This window comes from Vreelandella sp. H-I2, assembly GCF_052959335.1.
This window is the reverse complement of sequence record NZ_JBRAMC010000003.1, coordinates 187,001-206,441: the sequence shown is the minus strand read 5'-3', so window position 1 is coordinate 206,441 and position 19,441 is coordinate 187,001. Positions and strand designations below refer to the sequence as shown.

Here is a 19,441-nt window from a genome sequence, read left to right as displayed (position 1 = left end):
GGACGCACCGTGTTACTTCTTAAACGTCTGAGCCTGTTTCCTTTACTTGTTTTTATTCTTGGCTGGCTACCGCTGAGTGCGCATGCCCAGTGGTTTGGCTCATCCAGTAGTCAAGACGAATTTTTACCGGTCATGGAAGCCTTCCAGCCAACCGCTTGGCACGATGGGGAGAGGCTTTTTATTGGCATCGATATCGCTGATGAATACTACCTTTATCGCCATCAGCTTGCGGTTACCAGCCAAACTGAACGCGTCTCGCTGGGCGAGCCCAGCCTCCCCAAAGGCACCTTCACTAACGACGAGTTCATGGGCGATGTATACATCTTCCGGAATCAGGTGGTGTTCGAAGTTCCGCTGGAAGCGCCTTATTCCGGCCCTCTTAACATTACGCTAACCTTTCAAGGCTGTGCAGATGCCGGTCTCTGCTATCCGCCGGAACAAACGAACCTACAGGCCAGCGAAACACAGCCCCCCAGCCAATTTGCCAATTGGGACACCGAAAACAGCACAGCCACCGACGAGGTTGCTAACGCGACACAAAGTGCTTTCACCGCGCCCCAAAGTGAAGACAGCCGTTTTAGCGCGTTAATCAGCGATACCAGCCTGCCACTGGCATTAGGGCTGTTTTTTATCGCGGGTTTAGGATTAACCTTTACCCCCTGCGTATTACCGATGATCCCGATTCTCTCATCGATGGTAGTGGGCCAGAACCCCACACGCCCGCGCGCCTTTGCACTCTCTCTAAGTTATGTACTGGGTATGGCGCTGACCTACGCATTGGTCGGTGTATTAATGGGGCTGTTTGGCGCAGGTCTTAATCTTCAGGCCCGCTTGCAGTCGGCGCCGGTCTTAATCACTTTTGCTGTGCTATTCACGCTCTTTGCACTAGCGATGTTCGGGGTATTTAACCTTAACCTTTCGCCTCGCTTGGCTAACCGCATTGATGCTTGGCAAGCTCGGGCGCAACGCAGTGGCCCGGCGGGACTAGCCGTAGCAGGTGCCCTTTCAGTGTTAGTCGTATCGCCCTGCGTGACTGCGCCTTTAGCGGGGGCGCTGGTGTTTATCTCCTCGACTGGCGATGCGGTCATAGGCGGTACGGCGCTGTTGGCACTGGCGCTTGGTATGGGCGTTCCCCTGCTCTTAGTCGGCACCTTTGGTGCTACGTTATTGCCACGTTCAGGCGCTTGGATGAATGGCGTAAAAATTGCTTTTGGGCTGCTGCTCTTGGGCGTGGCGATTTGGATGATAGAGCGCTTGGTGGCCGCCCCCGTCGCACTTTTATTATGGGCAGCGTTGGCGATTGGCACGGCCCTTGTCTTAGGAGCGTTGAATTTCAATCAGCCCCAAGGGTGGCCACGGGCACGCCAAACGCTTGGCATCATGCTGTTAGCGTGGGGGGTAGTGCTGATATTTGGGGCCGCGCAAGGGAATAACAATCCTCTGCGCCCCCTGGCTGCCACGGCCAGTTTTTCTGGCCAATCCCAGCAGGAAGCACTCGATTTCATTGAAATAGATAACCTAATCGCACTCGAAAAGGCAATTGCTGAAGCCGATAGCATTAACCAGCCAGTATTTGTTCACTTTACTGCCGACTGGTGTATTTCATGCAAGCTTCTGGAGCGAGACGTCTATCCCGACCCGCGCGTCACTGCTACGCTAAATGATTACACGCTGATTGCCGCCGATGTCACCCATACGGATTCACAAAGCCGTCAGCTGCTTGAAAAATTCAACCTGTTTGGCCCTCCCAGCCTCCTCTTTTTTAGCCAGGGAGAAGAAATTCGCAATGCGCGTATACAGGGCGAAGTAACAGTCGATCAGTTACTTGAACACCTCGAATCGGTTAGCCAGTGGCTAGCAAGCAGCTAAGTTCTCACAGACTATTTTAAAGACAATCTGAAAGACTATTTTAAAGACTATCTCAAAAGCACATTGCAGCGCAGGAGCGGACTAATGTCGCGAATATCGTCAAACAGTTGTTTAATTTGCGGCTACACACTGTTTTTTGCGCTGGCTCAGGCTGTTGCTGGACATCCTCGCACTTTTTCGGCAAACTTCGCTCCCATATTAGCTAAAAACTTCCTTTTTTGGGGGTGAGAACAGGGTAACGTTCGCTAACATGCAGCGTTCTCTTCGTTTTTAATTCTGGTTTACTGCGCTTTTTTATAAGTACTGCGCAGCGTCGCATAGGCCCGCCGTTAGGCTGGGTTCGCTCTGTGACTATTTCTCACAACCTACTTTTACGACATTGATAGGGCCATGCCATGGATATCCGCAAAGTTAAGAAACTGATTGAGCTGCTCGAAGAATCTAATATTAGCGAGATTGAAATTCAGGAAGGCGAAGAGTCAGTCCGTATCAGCCGCCACCCTAACGGCGCTTCGTGGCAGCCACAACCGATGCCACACTATGCGCAGCAGCCCAGCTATGCACCTTCTGCAGGCGCTCCAGTAGTGTCCTCTACTACTGAAGCAGAGCCTCAAGGCGCCAGCTACCGTGGCGAAGCGGTTAACTCGCCGATGGTAGGCACCTTTTACCGCAGCCCAGCGCCAGGTGCCAAGTCGTTTGTGGAAGTCGGTGATAGCGTCAAGCAAGGCGACACTATATGCATCATTGAAGCCATGAAAATGATGAACCAAATCGAAGCTGACCGTGACGGTGTGGTGGAAGCCATCCTAGTGGAAGATGGCGAACCAGTAGAGTTCGATCAACCCATGATCGTTATCGCTTAATCTTTCATTTTCAACACGGGTGGATTCTCCCATGCTGGACAAGGTACTTATAGCGAACCGCGGCGAGATTGCCCTTCGTATTCTACGGGCCTGCAAAGAACTGGGCATTAAAACCGTAGCGGTACATTCCAAAGCTGATCGCGAACTCATGCATGTTCGCCTGGCGGATGAAGCCGTGTGTATTGGACCGGCATCGTCAGCGCAGTCTTACTTAAATATCCCGGCATTGATCAGTGCAGCCGAAGTCACTGACTCTTCCGCCATTCACCCGGGCTATGGCTTTCTGTCTGAAAACGCCAACTTTGCTGAACAGGTTGAGCGCTCTGGATTTACCTTTATTGGCCCACGCGCCGAGACGATCCGCCTAATGGGCGATAAAGTCAGTGCGATTCAATCAATGAAGGAAGCCGGTGTTCCCACAGTGCCTGGCTCTGATGGTCCTTTGGGCGATGATGACGCCACTAATTTAGACACCGCACGTCGCATTGGTTATCCAGTGATCATTAAAGCAGCCTCTGGTGGCGGTGGCCGCGGGATGCGCGTGGTGCACTCTGAAGGTCATCTGCTATCGGCGATTACGGTTACCCGTACCGAAGCGCACGCCGCCTTTGGTGATGGCACGGTTTATATGGAGAAATTCCTTGAAAAGCCGCGCCACGTAGAAGTGCAAGTGCTTGCTGATGGACAGGGCAACGCTATTCATCTCTATGACCGTGACTGTTCGCTGCAACGCCGTCACCAAAAAGTACTTGAAGAAGCCCCGGCTCCTGGACTTGATCCTGACGCCCGCGCCCAAGTCCTTGAGGCGTGCCGCCAAGCGTGCATTAAGATCAATTATCGTGGTGCTGGCACCTTTGAGTTTCTGTACGAAGACGGTGAGTATTTCTTCATTGAGATGAATACCCGCGTTCAAGTTGAACACCCTGTGACGGAAATGGTGACCGGCGTAGATATCGTCAAAGAGCAGCTACGCATTGCCTCTGGTTTGCCGCTGTCGATTCGCCAGGAAGATGTGCAACTTAATGGACACGCCTTTGAGTGCCGGATTAACGCCGAAGACTCACGTACTTTTATGCCTTCCCCTGGCAAAGTAACGTTGTTTCACGCACCGGGTGGCCTAGGTGTTCGTATGGATTCGCATCTCTATACCGGCTACACCGTACCGCCTCATTACGACTCTCTGATTGGTAAGCTAATCACTTGGGGCGCTGATCGTGAAATAGCTCTGACGCGGATGCGCAATGCGCTCGACGAGTTACTGGTGGAAGGCATTAAAACCAATATTGACCTACAAAAAGATTTGGTTCGTGACAGCTACTTCCGTCAAGGCGGCGTCAACATTCACTACCTGGAAAAGAAACTCAGCGCTTAATACCGCCCTTACGCCCTTTTCCAATACTAAGTTAAGTGTAATGCCCAGCGGGGTGGCCATGCCCACCCCGCGCTTGTCTTTACTGTTCTTATCTCTACTGTACTTGCCTCTACTGTACTGTCTTTAATTCGTCTTGCGGAGAATCTTCATGCCCTGGCTTCAACTCAAAGCTCATGTCGCCCCCGAGCAGGCAGAGTTCCTCGAAGAGCTGTTGCTTGACGAAGGTGCGACAGCAATCGGCCTTCAGGATGCCCACGATGATCCGGTATTTGAGCCCGAGCGCGGCACGACACCGCTGTGGGAAGACACTATCCTTACCGGCCTCTACGACGACCTAGAGGGCATCGCAAGCATGCTGGAGCGTATTGAGGCAGCGTGGTCTGAGCAGATGCCAGGAGAACCCTGCCCGGCCATCGAGTATGAGTTGCTAGCAGACCGCGACTGGGAGCGCGAGTGGATGGATGATTTTACGCCACTACGCATGGGACAACGCCTTTGGATCGTACCCAGCTGGCATGAGCCCCCTGAAGCCGATGCGGTGAATTTAATTCTCGATCCTGGCCTTGCCTTTGGTACTGGCACGCACCCGACCACAGCGTTGTGCCTGGAATGGTTGGATGAATTGGCAGTTGCAGGCCACCTAGCACAGCAAACTATTTTAGACGTCGGCTGCGGTTCGGGCATTCTTGCCATTGCTGCACTTAAGTTGGGCGCCAACCATGCCGACGCGACTGATATTGACCCTCAAGCACTGCAGGCCAGCCGCGATAATGCGGAGCGTAACGGCATTGCCGAGGAAGATTTAAATCTTTATTACCCTGAACAGTTAAACGATGGTGGCGGCTATCCCATCGTAACTGCCAATATTTTGGCTGGCCCATTGGTCGAATTAGCACCGATGATTGCAGGGCACGTGGCCCCAGGCGGCCGTATCGCACTATCCGGTATTTTAGCCAACCAAGCCGACGATGTTCATCAGGCCTATGCGGCGCAGGGAATCATGATGAATGAACCGTTGATCCGTGAAGGCTGGGTGCGGCTAAGTGGCCAACGTCCGCGTTAAAGCGGCAATCCGCCTTCACCCTGTCGCCGAGTAGGCGTATCATACGCCTCCTTGAACGCACCTACTCGCCGCCAGCACAGTATATAAAGCCCGACGCCATGACTTTAACCGCACGACCAGCCACCCCAGGCCCAGCCACTATTGGTCCGTTTACATTACCTAATCGGGTAATTCTCGCGCCCATGGCCGGCGTTACCGACCGCCCTTTTCGTCAGCTATGTCGACGGCTGGGTGCTGGCTGGGTGGTGGGCGAAATGGTGACGGCGGATCCTAGCCTCTGGCATACACGTAAGTCTCAGCTGCGCATGGATCACCGTGGCGAGCCTGACCCGCGCGTGGTACAAATCGCTGGAGGCGACGCTGAGATGCTCGCTCAGGCGGCACGCTTGAATGCTGAGCTAGGCGCACAGATTATTGATATCAATATGGGCTGCCCCGCCAAGAAAGTGTGCAATAAAGCCGCTGGGTCTGCGCTGCTTCGCGATGAAACCCTGGTCGCCGACATTCTCGACGCTGTAGTATCAGCGGTCGATATTCCAGTAACGCTGAAAATTCGTACGGGCTGGTGCGCTGATTCGAACAATGCGCTGCGTATTGCCAGGCTTGCCGAGTCAGCAGGCATTCAAGCGTTAGCCATACATGGCCGTCATCGCCAGCAGCGCTATACTGGACAGGCAGAGTACGACACGATTGCCGAGATAAAATCTCGCCTCTCGATACCCATGATTGCCAACGGCGACATAACAAGCCCCGAAAAAGCCGCCGAGGTACTCGCGTATACAGGTGCTGATGCAGTAATGGTTGGCCGTGGCGCTCAAGGCAACCCATGGATCTTTCAACAGATTAGCCATTATCTTCACTATGGAGAAAAGATGGCTTTGCCCACGCTGGCGGAGCGTCAGCAGGTACTTCTTGGGCACGTGGAAGCGTTACACGATTTTTACGGTACGACCATGGGAGTGCGCATCGCGCGTAAACATGTTGGCTGGTACATCAATGATGACCCCCGTTTTACGCAGCCTCAGCAGCGCACGCTTAAGCAGCAGTTCAATGCGTTAGCGTCACCTGAAACGCAATTTGATTGGATCAACGACGTAATGGCCCCTGGCGCCGCCATGCGTCTGCTAGCCAAAGGAAGCTATGCTGCATGACTGAACGCGATCTTCTCTCTAGCGACGACTACCCCAGCGACGCCTATCCCAGCGAGAGCTATGCCCCTCTAGCGGGCACGCTAGCTGACCCTGCCATTGCTAGCTCGCCGCCACAGCCCCTTCGCGAGGCAGTAGAAATGGCTATGCGCCGCTATTTCGAGCATCTAGACGGCAGTCAGGCTACCGACCTTTATGCCATGGTGATGGCTGAAGTCGAGGCACCTCTACTCGCCTGCGTCCTAGAGCACACCGACGGCAACCAGACCCGGGCTGCTGATGTCCTTGGCCTGAACCGCGGCACCCTGCGCAAAAAACTCAAGCTGTACGGACTTATCGAAGGTGACGCCCCGTAACCCTGGGGCGTCGTTGTTTTTAATTCTCGACTCTGCACAAGAGCACTCTAATGGCTGATAACCCTCTAATGGCTGATAATCCCTCTCAGACTGATAGCAATACCGCTCCCGTTCGCCGTGCGCTTTTGAGCGTTTCTGATAAAACCGGCATTGTGGAGTTCGCCCGCGGACTCACTGAGCACGGGGTTGAACTTCTCTCCACTGGAGGCACCTTTCGTCTATTGCAGGAAAACGCCATTGCGGTGAAAGAAGTCTCTGAGCACACCGGCTTTCCAGAAATTATGGATGGCCGCGTTAAAACGTTACATCCGAAAATTCACGGCGGCATTCTGGCCCGTCGCGGCCAAGATGACACGGTCATGGTCGAAAACGACATCACCCCGATTGATATGGTAGTCGTCAATCTCTATCCCTTTGCTGCCACCGTTGCCAAGCCAGATTGCACGCTTGAAGAAGCCATCGAGAATATCGATATTGGGGGCCCTACCATGGTCCGCGCCTGCGCCAAAAATCACGCCTACACCACTATTGTGGTCAATAGCAGTGATTACGCCCGGGTACTTGGCGAGCTGGCCGCCCAGGATGGTCACGTTAGTCGCGCCACACGTTTCGACTTAGCGGTAAAAGCATTTGAGCACACCGCGGGCTACGATGGTGCGATTGCCGATTACCTAGGACGCAAGGTAAGCACTGCCGATGAGGTATTCCCACGCACCTTCAATCTGCAGCTAGATAAGAAGCAGGACATGCGTTATGGCGAAAATCCGCATCAGCAGGCAGCCTTCTACGTCGATCCCCAGGCAAGCGAACCCAGCGTTGCTACGGCAAAAATGCTTCAGGGCAAACCACTCTCATATAACAACGTGGCCGATACTGACGCCGCCTTTGAATGTGTGAAAGCCTTTAGTGAGACGGCCTGCGTTATTGTTAAGCACGCCAACCCCTGCGGCGTGGCCATTGGCGCCACCGCCTTAGCCGCTTACGACAAAGCCTTTGCCACCGACCCTACTAGCGCGTTTGGCGGCATTATCGCTTTCAATACGCCACTGGACGCCGAAACCGCCCAGGCGATTATTGACCGCCAGTTCGTCGAGGTGATTATTGCTCCCGGCATCAGCGACGAAGCCGCCGCCATCGTGGCTAATAAGCAAAACGTTCGCTTGCTGGATGTCAGTGCTCACTGGCCCGGCGAACAGCAGCCTGCGTGGGACTTTAAGCGCGTAAACGGCGGCTTGCTGGTACAAGAGCGCGACGACAGCATGGTGACCCGCGACGACCTGACCGTGGTCAGCCAGCGCGCACCCAGCGAACAAGAACTACGCGACCTTGCTTTTGCTTGGCGGGTGGCCAAATTTGTTAAATCCAACGCCATTGTGTATGCCAAAGAGGGCCAAACCGTGGGTGTTGGCGCAGGGCAAATGAGCCGAGTGTATTCCGCTAAAATAGCCGGTATTAAAGCCGCTGACGAAGGGCTTTCTGTTCCCGGCTCAGTGATGGCGTCTGATGCGTTCTTCCCCTTCCGCGATGGCATCGATGCTGCCGCAGCGGCAGGTATTACTGCTGTTATTCAGCCAGGCGGTTCCATGCGTGATCAGGAAGTCATCGACGCCGCCAACGAAGCAGGCATTGCCATGGTATTTACCGGCATGCGCCACTTCCGCCACTAAACGTAAAATTTTCAATATATTACTAAACGGTAATAAAAAAGCCCCACCGGCACTCTTTGGGTAAGAGCGGCCGCTGGGGCTTTTTACATTATTATTTCAATAAAAGGGAGAGAAAGGTTTAGCCAAGATCAATACACAGATACTTGGTTTCCAGATACTCTTCCAAGCCCTGGTGGCCACCCTCGCGACCCAAACCTGAGGCTTTCACACCTCCAAACGGCGCAGTGGCATTGGAAATAGCTCCCGTATTGATACCCACCATACCGTACTCCAGCGCCTCGGCTACGCGCCATACGCGGGCAAGGTCTCGGGAATAGAAATAGGACGCCAATCCATACTGGGTATCATTGGCCATTTCAATCGCGGTTTCCTCATCGTCAAACGGGAAGACAGCGGCTAGCGGGCCAAACGTTTCTTCGTGAGCCACCTTCATCTTATCGGTTGCAAAACTGATCAGTGTCGGTGTGAAAAAATTACCGCCCAACGGATGCGGATGGCCGCCTAAAAGTAACTCAGCACCATGATCAATGGCATCCTGTACATGCTCACTGACTTTTTTAACGCCATTTTCATCGATCAACGGCCCGATATTAATATTCGGCTTGGTACCATCGCCTACATGCAGCTCACTGTTCATGGCGACCGCCAGCTTTTCACAAAAAGCGTTAATCACGCTGGACTGCACTAAAAAGCGGTTAGTACAAATACACGTTTGCCCGGCATTACGGAATTTGGCGGCCATAGCCCCTTCTACCGCAGCATCTAAATCGGCATCTTCAAAGACGATAAAGGGGGCATTGCCACCCAACTCCAGCGAAATCTTCTGCACGTGCTCAGCCGCTTGCGCCATCAGCTTCCGGCCCACTTCGGTAGACCCCGTAAAGGTGATTTTGCGCACTTTCGGTGACTGAGTCATGGCTTGCGCAATATCGCTCGCGCTGCCTGGCACCACGTTAAATACGCCGCGCGGAATGCCGGCACGCTCGGCCAACAACGCCAGGGCGGTGGCTGAAAAAGGTGTTTGGCTAGCGGGCTTAACCACGATGGTACATCCTGCCGCCAGCGCAGCCCCGGCTTTACGCGTGATCATAGCGGCGGGGAAATTCCAAGGGGTAATCGCGCCAACAACACCGACAGGCTGTTTAGTAACGACGATACGTTGATTGGCTTTACCCGCGGGAATCGTTTCACCGTAAACACGCCGTGCCTCTTCGGCAAACCAGCGTATAAAGCTAGCCGCATAGGCAATTTCGCCCGCCGCCTCTTTGAGTGGTTTGCCCTGCTCGTAGGTCATAAGCATCGCAAGATCCTGCTGATGTTCTAGCATTAGATCGTGCCACTTCAGCAGTAAATCGGCGCGCTCTTGGGCGGTGAGGGCCCGCCACGCGGGTAGCGCAGCATCCGCCGCATCAATCGCCCGCTCGGTCTCGGCTTTCCCCAACCGAGGGATATCGCCAATCGACTCCCCGGTTGCGGGGTTCAATACCGTAATCTGCTCGCCGCTATCCGCTGCAACCCAGCTGCCGTCTATATAGGCAAACGGACAATACAGCTGCGTTTCTTTAAGCGCTTCCATGTCAGACTCCTGACCACAATAATGGTCTTATAGGCTCATTAACATCTTCATGCTAGGACGAAACACCCCTTTAGACCAAGTATGCGGCGTGCTTTACTAGCCAATTACCCAGGGCGGATTCAGCTAATGAGCATTAAAAATTCATGTCGGGTCGCTTGGTTGCTACGAAACCCACCCAGCATTACCGATGATGTCATGCTGGAATTTTGTTTTTCTACTCCGCGCATCATCATGCATAAATGACGTGCCTCAATAACCACAGCAACCCCTTTGGCCTGGGTGACTTCCTGAACTGCTTCAGCGATTTCACGCGTTAGGTTCTCTTGGATTTGCATGCGGCGAGCATACATATCGACGATGCGAGCAAACTTAGATAGCCCTAGCACTTTGCCGTTGGGCAGATAAGCAATATGGCATTTACCAATGAAGGGCAAAAGATGATGCTCGCACATTGAGTAGAGCTCGATGTCTTTTACCAGCACCATTTCATCCGTTTCTGATTCAAACACCGCACCGTTAATAATGGTTTCTAGCGACTGCGAATAGCCGGCATTCAAAAACTGCATGGCCTTGGCCGCACGTTTTGGTGTATCTCGCAGCCCTTCACGATTAGGGTCTTCGCCAAGTGCTGAAATTATCTGGCGATAGTGCTCGGCGATATCATCGGACATATTTAGCCTCATCAATAGCTATCTCAAAAACGATGCGCAATCGCACTCAAGCGGCCACTTCGGCCTATAGCCCTGTGCGCATAAAATCATCATTAAAGCGACGTTAAACAACGTCATCTCTACTTATATTATACAAAAGATATACCTTACAAAATTACCGCACAACAGTTTATAAATAGTGTGCGTATTTTACCGCAAATAGCCCGCCAATGGCTCCTTACCTGCGGCAGAGCGACGCGTAGCTCACTTTGCAACCCAGGAGCCTGTGCTATGATAAATTGTTTTAGTTTACAGCCTTTATTGCAGGCGCCAACATTGAGAGTTCACTATGTCATTTAAGCCAACACCATTTTGGTTAACCGCTATCGTGGCCCCTTTTCTCGCTACGCCCCTATACGCTGAGGAAGCGGAAGCGGAAGCCACGTTTTCTGTGCCTAATGAAGCGACCGTAGGTGTTGAGGTTGTTGAGGAGCTTGCGTTTGAGTCAAGCCAGGCACGCCTTAATGAGATTTTACTGCATCCTACTCAAGCAACGGGGGCTTCGCACTCGCTACCTGAATATTGCGTCATTGTAGGTAATGCGCAATTAGTGGATGAACGCATTCGCGTTACCACCCAAGAAGCCACATGCATTGAAACCCATGACGATGACAGCGATATATTCACAGGCGAGTTTAGTGCCAGCGCGTATGCAGAGGATGGTCAGTACGGTATCGCTTGCACAGATACCCCCTGTACCCTTTCACCTGGGCAAACGTTCCTCCTTACCCTGGATGAACCCGTTGAAATTAAAGAGCTAGACAATCCTTCCGCAGAACTCAATGAGCAACGCCGCCAAGTTAACGGAGAAGGCATCGACAACCCTGTGCCTCGCGAAGAAGCCGTGCCTGATCCAGGTTTACAAGAATGAACCAGAGCCAACTAACGCTGCAATAAAGCTGGCTTATGCCAACCAGCGTGGATGTTCTAATTGCAGGCACTGCTGTTCTAGTTGGCGGATATGCTGATCCCAATAGCCACTATCCGCCAGCCAGGGAAATGCGCGTGGAAAAGCGGGATCATCCCAACGCGAGACCAGCCACGCTGAGTGTCTAATCAAGCGATAACTTCGTAGCGGCTCGATCAACGACATCTGCTCAGTAGGAAATGAGCATGTTTCTTCATACCCTTCGGTAATTTCACTCAGATAAGATCGCCATCCCTGAGGATCATCAGTGGGTAGTAGCATCCAGATATCCTGTATGGCTGGCGCTGTGAGACAGTCGTCAAAATCGACAAGAGTAAATTGCTCGTCAAGACCCAGCACATTGCCCAAATGACAATCTCCGTGGCAACGAATCATATTGCTGGCGGGCACATTATGTTTGGTAAGGTGCTGATACACTTTAGCAATCACTCGGTCATAGGCCCTGCGCTGATGACAAGTCATCCAATGGCTAGCTAGCACGCGTTGCTGTGCATCCAGGATGCCACTCGCCATTTCTAAACGAGGACGATGCTGAAAGGCTTTTTTAGCCGACACTTTATGTAGCCGCCCTAGCACCTCACCCATTGCAAACAAGTGCGATGGATTATCTAACTCGGGCGCCTGACCGGGGCAATGAGGAAACAGCGCAAATCGATAAGTCTTAAAATAGTGTAATGACTCGCCCGCCTGATCACGCCAAGGCGCCACTACCGGCACCTGATGATCAGCAAGCTCCTGTAGAAAATCGTGTTCCTCCTGTATCGCCATATCCGACCAGCGGTCAGGGCGATAAAACTTTACGATCCAATTCTTGCCCTCGTCATCACGAAACATCAGCACACGATTTTCGTAACTATTCAATGCAAAGGGCTCGCCTGCTGGCCAAACATTGAGCGACTCTACTGCAGACATTACTAAATCGGGCGAAAGAGAGCTAAACGGGTGTGACATAGGTCACTCCTGGGTTGGCAAAAAGGCTTTTGAATATGCTAAAGGGCTATTCTATCAACCCTAACCTAGAGGTGTCCGTGCAGCCGCCCAAATATCAACACGCTGCGCACCTGCCTCTAGCGCAGCACTTGCTAATGCATGCCCTGTGGCGCCCGTGGTGACTACATCATCGACTATCACTAAATGCGCTGGCGGCGGCGATTCAAATACAAAAGCACCCGCCAGGTTGGCAGCCCGTTGTTGGCGATTCAGCGTTCGCTGAGAGCGAGAATCTTTTATTCGCCTTCCAGTAACGATAGGCATACCAAGCTGTTGGCTGAGCTGCTCGGCTAACCAGTGTGATTGATTAAATCCTCGCGTGCGGGCATGCGAAGGGTGCATCGGTACCGACACTAGAGCGTCACCCATGACTGTCGGCGGGGTTAATAACATTAAATTGCATAACAGTGTGCCCGCCCGCGGGGAGGCATGGAACTTAAAATCATGCACTAGCACTTTAATCCCCCCTTGGTACAACAGCCCAGCCTGCGTGGTCGAAAACGCTGGTAGTTCTATTAAGCAATGCCCGCATAAGGGAGTTTCATGCGCCACTGGTTCGCCGCATTGTCGGCAGGCATGAACGTTCCACGGCAACTCATCCAAACAGGTCGCGCACCACCCTCGCCCTGCTAGCGCCGGCGCTAAACAAAAGGCGCAATAACCTGGCATGGCTTGCTTGATCCAATGACTTCCCCGCTGCAGCCATTGTTTTAAAACCATGCTTCCTCCTCGCTGTTAATGTTGTAATTAACGATGCATAAAAATGGAAATCTATGATTGACTTCTACTACAAAATTGATAGTATACGCATCGTCTTAGCGGATGTGGTGGAATTGGTAGACACGCTAGATTTAGGTTCTAGTGCCGTAAGGTGTGGGAGTTCGAGTCTCCCCATCCGCACCAATTACTTGTTATATTTCAATCTCTTAACTTTATCCCCTTCCCTGATTTAGTCACCATACAGCCTGTTTTGGGCATAATATGGTCAGCTTTTTGGTCCGTTTTTTTATCCTTCAGTATACTCCCTCCAGCTTGTCTAATTGATCCAATCATTTCAATTTCTACTTGAAACGAATATTCGCTGAAGCTTTTTATCGATTGTTGCTTATATTAATTGGCATTCTATCTGATTGCATTCGCCCCCATCTGCCTGATCCCAAGCTCCCATGCAGCGAGTCAAGCAACAGTATTTTTGGAATCCCTCCAGCTAGCTCATCCTGACCGTGCATGTGATTCACGCGCGTTCTATTTTCTTTTGTCTGTGCTGGGACAAATGAACAATGAAAGTAATACTTTTGGCTTGCTTTCTTAAATTTTATTTGCAAACAAACATCTTGAAAGCTAAAAATGAAGGATACCTAAAATTTTTGTTCCGCTAATTTTGAGGAAACCTCACATGGCTCGGAAAGTATTTTATAGCTTTCATTTTCAGAACGATTATTGGAGAACATCACAAGTTAGGCAGATTGGTGCATTAGAGGGAAACCAGGTTTTAAGCTCAAATTCTTGGGAAGAAGTAAAGCAGAAAGGCGATTCAGCCATAAAAAAATGGATCGATGATAATCTAAAAGGTAAGTCATGTCTCATAGTTTTAGTTGGCGAAGACACTGCAGATAGAAAATACGTTAAATATGAAATACAAAAAGCATGGGAAATGAATAAAGGCATTGTCGGAATACGCATAGACAAGCTTCTTGATAATTCTTCATTGCAAGGCATTCCGGGCCCAAATCCATTTAATAGTTTTAATCTAGACGGAACACTCCTATCTCAAATCGTTAGGTTATATGATCCTAATGGCGCTGATAGCAAAGCAGCTTATAATTCAATTTCCTCTAATATTGAAGGCTGGGTTGAAGAGGCCATAAAAATCCGGAATAAATATTAAATATGAGTAACAAAGATCGCTTTTTAAAAGACTTTTCCAGAGCAGTATCTGATGATGCTGCTGCAGTTTTTGTTGGTGCCGGCGTATCTATGGGCGCCGGCTACCCTTCATGGAAAGAACTTTTACAAGAAATAGGTGATGAACTAGAAGTCAATACTAATGATGTATACGATTTAGCAGCACTTGCACAATGGAGTGTATCAAATTCAGTAGGTAGAACTCGAATAAACACCGTTATAAGGGATCATATTGATATAGACCACCCTATACCTGACGTGTTGCACTCCCTGGCACGCCTCCCAATCAGAAATATATGGACAACTAATTATGACAAATTAATAGAGAGGTCTTACTCAGAAATAAATAGACCAGTAGATGCTATTTCTACTACTGATCAATTAGCTTTAAGGCCTAAACCGGGTGCGGTAAGATTATTTAAAATGCATGGTTCAATTGACAATATTGAACAAGTTGTAATATCAACAGATGACTATGAACTTTATAAATTGAAAAGAGGAGCATTCTTACCACTTTTACATGCGCACATGAGCAGCTTCTCAATGTTATTCATGGGCTTAAGTTTTACTGATCCTAACATCAAGCATGTGCTTTCATTAATTAGAGAAAATTTTGCTGATTCTCCTCCCGAGCATTTCGCTATAGTTCGCCCACCTCAAAAAAATGATTATGAATATGAAAATGAGTTCAATGCTCGGTTAACTCAGCATAAATATTGGGCTAAAGACTTAAAGAGATATGGGTTATTGGTAGTTGAAATTGATGATTATAGCGAAATAGATGGCATAATGTATCAAATCGAGAGACGTGTAGCTAGCCAAAGAATTTGGATAAGTGGCAGTTGTCCAACTAATGATTTTGACAATGAAAAACAAAAGTACATTTCACAGGTTAGCAGCGAAATAGGTACTGAACTTGGTAAAAAAGGTCTCTCTCTTGTTACTGGATTCGGTCTTACTGTTGGCTCTGCTTCGATGGCTGGCTTCTTACAAGCTCTACAAAAGAAAGGGATCTGGGATTTAGAACGCAGGCTCATAGCTCGCCCTTTTCCTCAACCCCTTTTGGGCTCTGAACCAAACAGATCTCAGTGGACTATGCTCAGGAAGGAGATGGCTCGTTTATCAGGGGTCGTCATCGTAATAGGGGGGATGAAGCTAGAGGACGGTCAAATTGTAATTGCAACAGGTGTCATTGAAGAGATTCAACTTGCTAAGGAACAAGATGCATTCATATTACCAATTGGTTCCACAGGTGGTGCTGCAGAGAAAATAGCGAAAACTCTAATAGAAGACCGCTCTTACCCGCATATACCTAGCAAAGCGGATCTAAAAGAGCTATTAAAAGACATCACTCCTAATGCAATAGCGATAAAGATTATAGATATACTAAATAAAAAAGGGTTTCTAGGCCAGAAATGAAACGACAACTTAAGATAGAAAATGATTCTTATAATTAGGTTAATAAGAATTAAATATATTGTTAACTTCAAGTCTATGCCCATACTCGTTTAGTGATGAAAAGTTTAAGCCGGATTTATCAACTCCTCCCCTTGCCCCTCAGCCGGCTTATTGACTGCCGTGCTCACAGGCCAATGCTCAATCAGATCGGCATTGATGTGATGAACTAGGCTGCGAATGGCTTCCCGATCGGTCACATCAGGTGCCAGCCAGTGCTCCAAACTATCGTCATCCAGTATCAGTGGCATGCGGTCATGCACCTCTGCAGCACTCCCCCTCCCGGGCTCGGTGACAATCGCACAGCCCATGCTGCCATCATCACGCTCGGCGAAGATGCCGGCAAAGAACAGCGGTTCTCGATCCTTGCGGCAGATGTAATGCGGCTGTTTGGGCTTTGAATCCTTGATCCACTCATACCAGCCGTCTGCAGGTATCAGACATCGATACTTTGCAAATGCGTTTTTGAAGTAGCCGTTGGTCGCCACCGTCTCTACCCGGGCATTGATGGGCTGGTTACCATTGCCTTTTGCCCACTTCGGGCGATACCCCCACCACATCTCACCAACGATTGGCGCCTCGTTTTCTGAGACCTGATGAATCGCAGCAATCCATGTACCTGGTGCCACGTTATAGCGGGGTGCTGGCTGGCGTTCAGGCATAGTGGCACCGACCACGTTGGCCAGCTTATCTAGCGGGGTGAATAAAGCGAATCGTCCACACATGCTTGAATGATAGCTGAAAAATAGCAATTCGCAGCAAGCGCTTACATATGTGTACTTGCAGTCAACGATACTGATCGCTTATCTTCCCTCCTTTATTACTGTATATATCACCAGTCATTTAAGGAGGCGCTTATGTCTAAATCATATGAGCAATTAGTTAAACGCGTGCAGAAAGAGATCGGTAGCCCAGGGGCGCAGTCAAAGCAGTGTGTCGAGATCCGCCGCCGGGAAGATGATAGCGCTGACGACTGGGCACAGATGCTAGAAGACTTGGGTACAGTTGAGAACGTTACGATGATCCCGCTGGATGATACCTCCGAGCACATTCGGCTGCGCTGGAACCCTGAGGAGAGCATGGCATGAGTATGCACCTCTCCATTTTGGGTCGCGTTGATACCACTGCCCCACCGCTTAAGCTGCCCCTTGCCGCCGGCGAGGTGCGCACCGGCTTCCCCTCCCCAGCTGATGACTATCTGGAAGCTGAGCTAGATCTCGTCGCTCATCTCATCCAGCATCCCAGCGCGACATATTTCTTGAGGGCAAAAGGCACGTCGATGATTGGGGTCGGTATTTATGATGGCGATCTACTCATTGTCGATCGCTCGCTTAAGCCCAAGCCAGGTCACATCATCATCATGAGTGTGGATGGAGAGCTAACTTGCAAGCGTTACGACATCATGGGCAACCGGCATTACCTATTCGCCGCCAATCCTGAGTTCCGACCGATACCCTTAGAGGGCCGTGAGTGCCAAGTGTGGGGCGTGGTCACGCATAACATTCATTCGTTGGCACCAGGGTTCTCGGTATGATTGCCCTAGTCGACTGCAATAATTTTTATGTGTCATGCGAGCGTGTATTTAATCCGAAGCTGGAAGGTCGCCCCGTTGGGGTGATGTCGAATAACGATGGCTGTGTTGTTGCCAGGTCAGCAGAAATTAAGCAGCTGGGTGTGCCAATGGGCATGCCGGCGCATCAAATCGACCCACATATCAGACGACAGTGCATTTTGCTGAGCTCAAACTACGCGCTTTACGGCGACATGAGCCGCCGCGTAACTGACGTACTTTCACAGCACACGCCGCATGTTGATGTTTATTCGATAGATGAATCGTTCCTATCCTTTGAAGGGTTCGAACCCGACTCCCTCGAGGAACGGTGCCAGGAAATGCGGCACCAGGTGCGCCGTGATACCGGCATACCGGTAAGCGTAGGTCTAAGCACCAGTAAAACACTCGCGAAAATTGCGAACCACCGCGCCAAGAAAGAACCCCACTTTAACGGCGTAGCCATTATGCATCCAGACAGCGACGATACTCGCGCCTTCCTCGAGCAACTTCCTGTCACGGAAATCTGGGGCGTCGCTGGCCGCAGTGCTGCCCGCCTACGCACGCTGGGAATAGAAAACGCCTGGCAGTTGCGGGAAGCCGCGCCCAAGCACCTCAGAAAGCATTTCAGCGTGGTGATGGAGCGCATCGTTTATGAACTCCGCGGTGAGGACTGCATCTCGCTCGATGATATGGACCAGCCGAAACAGCAGATCATGGTAAGCCGTAGTTTTGGACGCCTGACAAATAACAGAGCAGATCTTCACGAAGCGATTCGCGTCCACACTTCACGTGCTGGCGAGAAGCTACGTACGCAATCAGGCTTGGCTAGAGCCATTATGGTGTTTGTCCGAACGAACAAATTCAGGCAGGACCTGCCCAGCCACAACAAATCGCTAGTGGTACCGTTACCTCACCCGACTGACGACAGCCGAGAGTTAGTGAGAGCTGCCATTGCAGGGCTGGAGAGAATATTCAAGGAAGGGATCTGGTTCCAAAAATGCGGCGTAATGTTGATGGACCTCTGCGACCACGATAATGAGCAGCTAGGCCTACTGGCTGAGCCTGTGAGCGATGAACAGCGTGAACGCAATGAACGCCTAATGGCGACGATGGATAAGCTTAACAGAGAGCACGGCAAGAACACGGTGCGGTTGGGGATGCCGCGCAAGGTTAATGCGTGGGAATTGCGTTGTGAACATAGGACGCCTAGGTATACTACGAGGTGGGATGAATTAGCTGAGGTAAAGTCGTGAGGGGGCACTTACGGATAATCCCGCAAAACCATTTAAGGAATAGTTCTAATGAGTTCAGATATTGTTGTTGCTATCGTGTCAATAGTACCCGGCGCCTGTGCATTAATTTGGAATGTTTGGGATTACACTAAAGATAAAAAACCAAAATTAGAAATGATATGTCCATACAGCGCATTAATTACTGATGAAGACATCGACACTAAGCAGCATAAACAAGTTGTGTGCATACAAGCAAAGATAGCTAACTTTAGAAAAGCTCCCCTGGTACCTTACTGGCATACTTTAAAAGTCAGGGTGCTTACTACTGATGGCTGGAAAGATGACTGCAAAATAAACTCACATAGTACCCCACCTATCCTTACCAATCGCCATGTTCAGGTTGAGGGCTATGTCGGCCTAGGCCACATACCTTATTTCTCAATGCATGACATAACTCCGATAACACATGAATCTCCTTATGCTCGACTAATACCAATAACGGTTGATTCAATACCTAACTTGCATAACATCCGTGAAATTGAGTTTCAATTCAATGACAGCTTGAAAAGATTAATTACTGTCAGATCAGATCTTAGAATAATGAATTTACCTACAAAACCTGAATAAGTTTTCAATGAGCCGTCCTTGGCATTCATGACTCCTTTCGTACTCCCCATCTTCCATGAGTGACGCATCCGTCATGCTTAATCAGCGGCGCTCCTGGCGTCACAATCTCAGCGTAGCAGTGACCATAG

19 protein-coding genes and 1 tRNA gene are annotated in these 19,441 nt (G+C 50.4%); 15 read left to right on the top strand and 5 right to left on the bottom strand.

The window, feature by feature from the left end:
- The first annotated feature begins 9 nt into the window (after positions 1-9).
- From dsbD to purH, 7 genes are all read left to right on the top strand, one after another.
- Positions 10-1,869, top strand: a complete 1,860-nt coding sequence (gene dsbD / locus ACUVOF_RS08805; protein WP_447043996.1) for a protein-disulfide reductase DsbD — start codon at positions 10-12, stop codon at positions 1,867-1,869.
- A gap of 395 nt (positions 1,870-2,264) precedes the next feature.
- Complete coding sequence (gene accB, locus ACUVOF_RS08800; RefSeq protein ID WP_447043995.1) at positions 2,265-2,732, top strand: acetyl-CoA carboxylase biotin carboxyl carrier protein; 468 nt, start codon at positions 2,265-2,267, stop codon at positions 2,730-2,732.
- A 31-nt stretch (positions 2,733-2,763) separates the two neighbouring features.
- Complete coding sequence (gene accC / locus ACUVOF_RS08795) at positions 2,764-4,104, top strand: acetyl-CoA carboxylase biotin carboxylase subunit (RefSeq protein ID WP_113267972.1); 1,341 nt, start codon at positions 2,764-2,766, stop codon at positions 4,102-4,104.
- Positions 4,105-4,252: 148 nt separating this feature from the next.
- Entirely contained in the window at positions 4,253-5,167 is a 915-nt protein-coding gene (prmA, locus tag ACUVOF_RS08790) for a 50S ribosomal protein L11 methyltransferase (RefSeq protein WP_447043994.1), read from the top strand.
- A 98-nt stretch (positions 5,168-5,265) separates the two neighbouring features.
- On the top strand, positions 5,266-6,318 hold the full coding sequence (dusB, locus tag ACUVOF_RS08785) for a tRNA dihydrouridine synthase DusB (RefSeq protein ID WP_447043993.1): 1,053 nt from the start codon (positions 5,266-5,268) through the stop codon (positions 6,316-6,318).
- Positions 6,315-6,671, top strand: a complete 357-nt coding sequence (gene fis / locus ACUVOF_RS08780) for a DNA-binding transcriptional regulator Fis (RefSeq protein WP_447043992.1) — start codon at positions 6,315-6,317, stop codon at positions 6,669-6,671. The genes dusB and fis overlap by 4 nt, the downstream gene beginning before the upstream one ends.
- Positions 6,672-6,721: 50 nt before the next feature.
- On the top strand, positions 6,722-8,338 hold the full coding sequence (gene purH / locus ACUVOF_RS08775) for a bifunctional phosphoribosylaminoimidazolecarboxamide formyltransferase/IMP cyclohydrolase (RefSeq protein WP_447043991.1): 1,617 nt from the start codon (positions 6,722-6,724) through the stop codon (positions 8,336-8,338).
- A 118-nt stretch (positions 8,339-8,456) separates the two neighbouring features.
- Here the strand turns inward: purH and ACUVOF_RS08770 are convergent, their stop codons facing one another.
- Entirely contained in the window at positions 8,457-9,914 is a 1,458-nt protein-coding gene (locus tag ACUVOF_RS08770; RefSeq protein WP_447043990.1) for an NAD-dependent succinate-semialdehyde dehydrogenase, read from the bottom strand.
- 119 nt (positions 9,915-10,033) lie between these two features.
- Positions 10,034-10,585, bottom strand: coding sequence for a GTP cyclohydrolase I FolE (gene folE, locus ACUVOF_RS08765; protein ID WP_447043989.1), 552 nt, complete (start codon positions 10,583-10,585; stop codon positions 10,034-10,036).
- Positions 10,586-10,913: 328 nt separating this feature from the next.
- Here folE and ACUVOF_RS08760 point away from each other — a divergent pair, with 328 nt between their 5' ends.
- A complete protein-coding gene (locus tag ACUVOF_RS08760; RefSeq protein WP_447043988.1) occupies positions 10,914-11,495 on the top strand; it encodes a hypothetical protein in 582 nt (193 codons plus the stop codon).
- A 33-nt stretch (positions 11,496-11,528) separates the two neighbouring features.
- Here the strand turns inward: ACUVOF_RS08760 and ACUVOF_RS08755 are convergent, their stop codons facing one another.
- Together ACUVOF_RS08755 and ACUVOF_RS08750 are read right to left on the bottom strand one after the other, a co-directional pair.
- Entirely contained in the window at positions 11,529-12,503 is a 975-nt protein-coding gene (locus ACUVOF_RS08755; RefSeq protein ID WP_447043987.1) for a serine/threonine protein kinase, read from the bottom strand.
- Positions 12,504-12,563: 60 nt separating this feature from the next.
- Positions 12,564-13,262, bottom strand: coding sequence for a double zinc ribbon domain-containing protein (locus tag ACUVOF_RS08750; RefSeq protein WP_447043986.1), 699 nt, complete (start codon positions 13,260-13,262; stop codon positions 12,564-12,566).
- A 98-nt stretch (positions 13,263-13,360) separates the two neighbouring features.
- On the opposite strand from ACUVOF_RS08750, the gene ACUVOF_RS08745 reads away from it, so the two are divergent.
- The 3 genes from ACUVOF_RS08745 to ACUVOF_RS08735 all read left to right on the top strand — a co-directional run bounded on the left by ACUVOF_RS08745 (position 13,361) and on the right by ACUVOF_RS08735 (position 15,866).
- Positions 13,361-13,445, top strand: a tRNA-Leu gene (locus ACUVOF_RS08745).
- A 493-nt stretch (positions 13,446-13,938) separates the two neighbouring features.
- Positions 13,939-14,430: a TIR domain-containing protein gene (locus tag ACUVOF_RS08740; RefSeq protein ID WP_447043985.1), complete on the top strand. Its 492-nt coding sequence runs from the start codon at positions 13,939-13,941 to the stop codon at positions 14,428-14,430.
- A 2-nt stretch (positions 14,431-14,432) separates the two neighbouring features.
- Positions 14,433-15,866: an SIR2 family protein gene (locus tag ACUVOF_RS08735; RefSeq protein ID WP_447043983.1), complete on the top strand. Its 1,434-nt coding sequence runs from the start codon at positions 14,433-14,435 to the stop codon at positions 15,864-15,866.
- A 104-nt stretch (positions 15,867-15,970) separates the two neighbouring features.
- Here the strand turns inward: ACUVOF_RS08735 and ACUVOF_RS08730 are convergent, their stop codons facing one another.
- The gene (locus ACUVOF_RS08730) at positions 15,971-16,627 is read right to left on the bottom strand and encodes an SOS response-associated peptidase (RefSeq protein WP_447043982.1); all 657 of its coding nucleotides are present in this window, start codon (positions 16,625-16,627) and stop codon (positions 15,971-15,973) included.
- Between the two features lie 132 nt (positions 16,628-16,759).
- Between ACUVOF_RS08730 and ACUVOF_RS08725 the strand changes: the two genes are divergently transcribed.
- Genes ACUVOF_RS08725 through ACUVOF_RS08710 form a run of 4 tightly spaced genes read left to right on the top strand, consistent with a single transcriptional unit; the run spans position 16,760 to position 19,313 of the window.
- The gene (locus tag ACUVOF_RS08725; RefSeq protein WP_447043980.1) at positions 16,760-16,990 is read left to right on the top strand and encodes a DUF1654 domain-containing protein; all 231 of its coding nucleotides are present in this window, start codon (positions 16,760-16,762) and stop codon (positions 16,988-16,990) included.
- Entirely contained in the window at positions 16,987-17,436 is a 450-nt protein-coding gene (locus tag ACUVOF_RS08720) for a LexA family protein (protein ID WP_447043979.1), read from the top strand. The genes ACUVOF_RS08725 and ACUVOF_RS08720 overlap by 4 nt, the downstream gene beginning before the upstream one ends.
- A complete protein-coding gene (locus ACUVOF_RS08715; protein WP_447043978.1) occupies positions 17,433-18,707 on the top strand; it encodes a Y-family DNA polymerase in 1,275 nt (424 codons plus the stop codon). The genes ACUVOF_RS08720 and ACUVOF_RS08715 overlap by 4 nt, the downstream gene beginning before the upstream one ends.
- Positions 18,708-18,755: 48 nt before the next feature.
- A complete protein-coding gene (locus ACUVOF_RS08710) occupies positions 18,756-19,313 on the top strand; it encodes a hypothetical protein (protein ID WP_447043977.1) in 558 nt (185 codons plus the stop codon).
- The last annotated feature ends 128 nt before the right edge of the window (positions 19,314-19,441 follow it).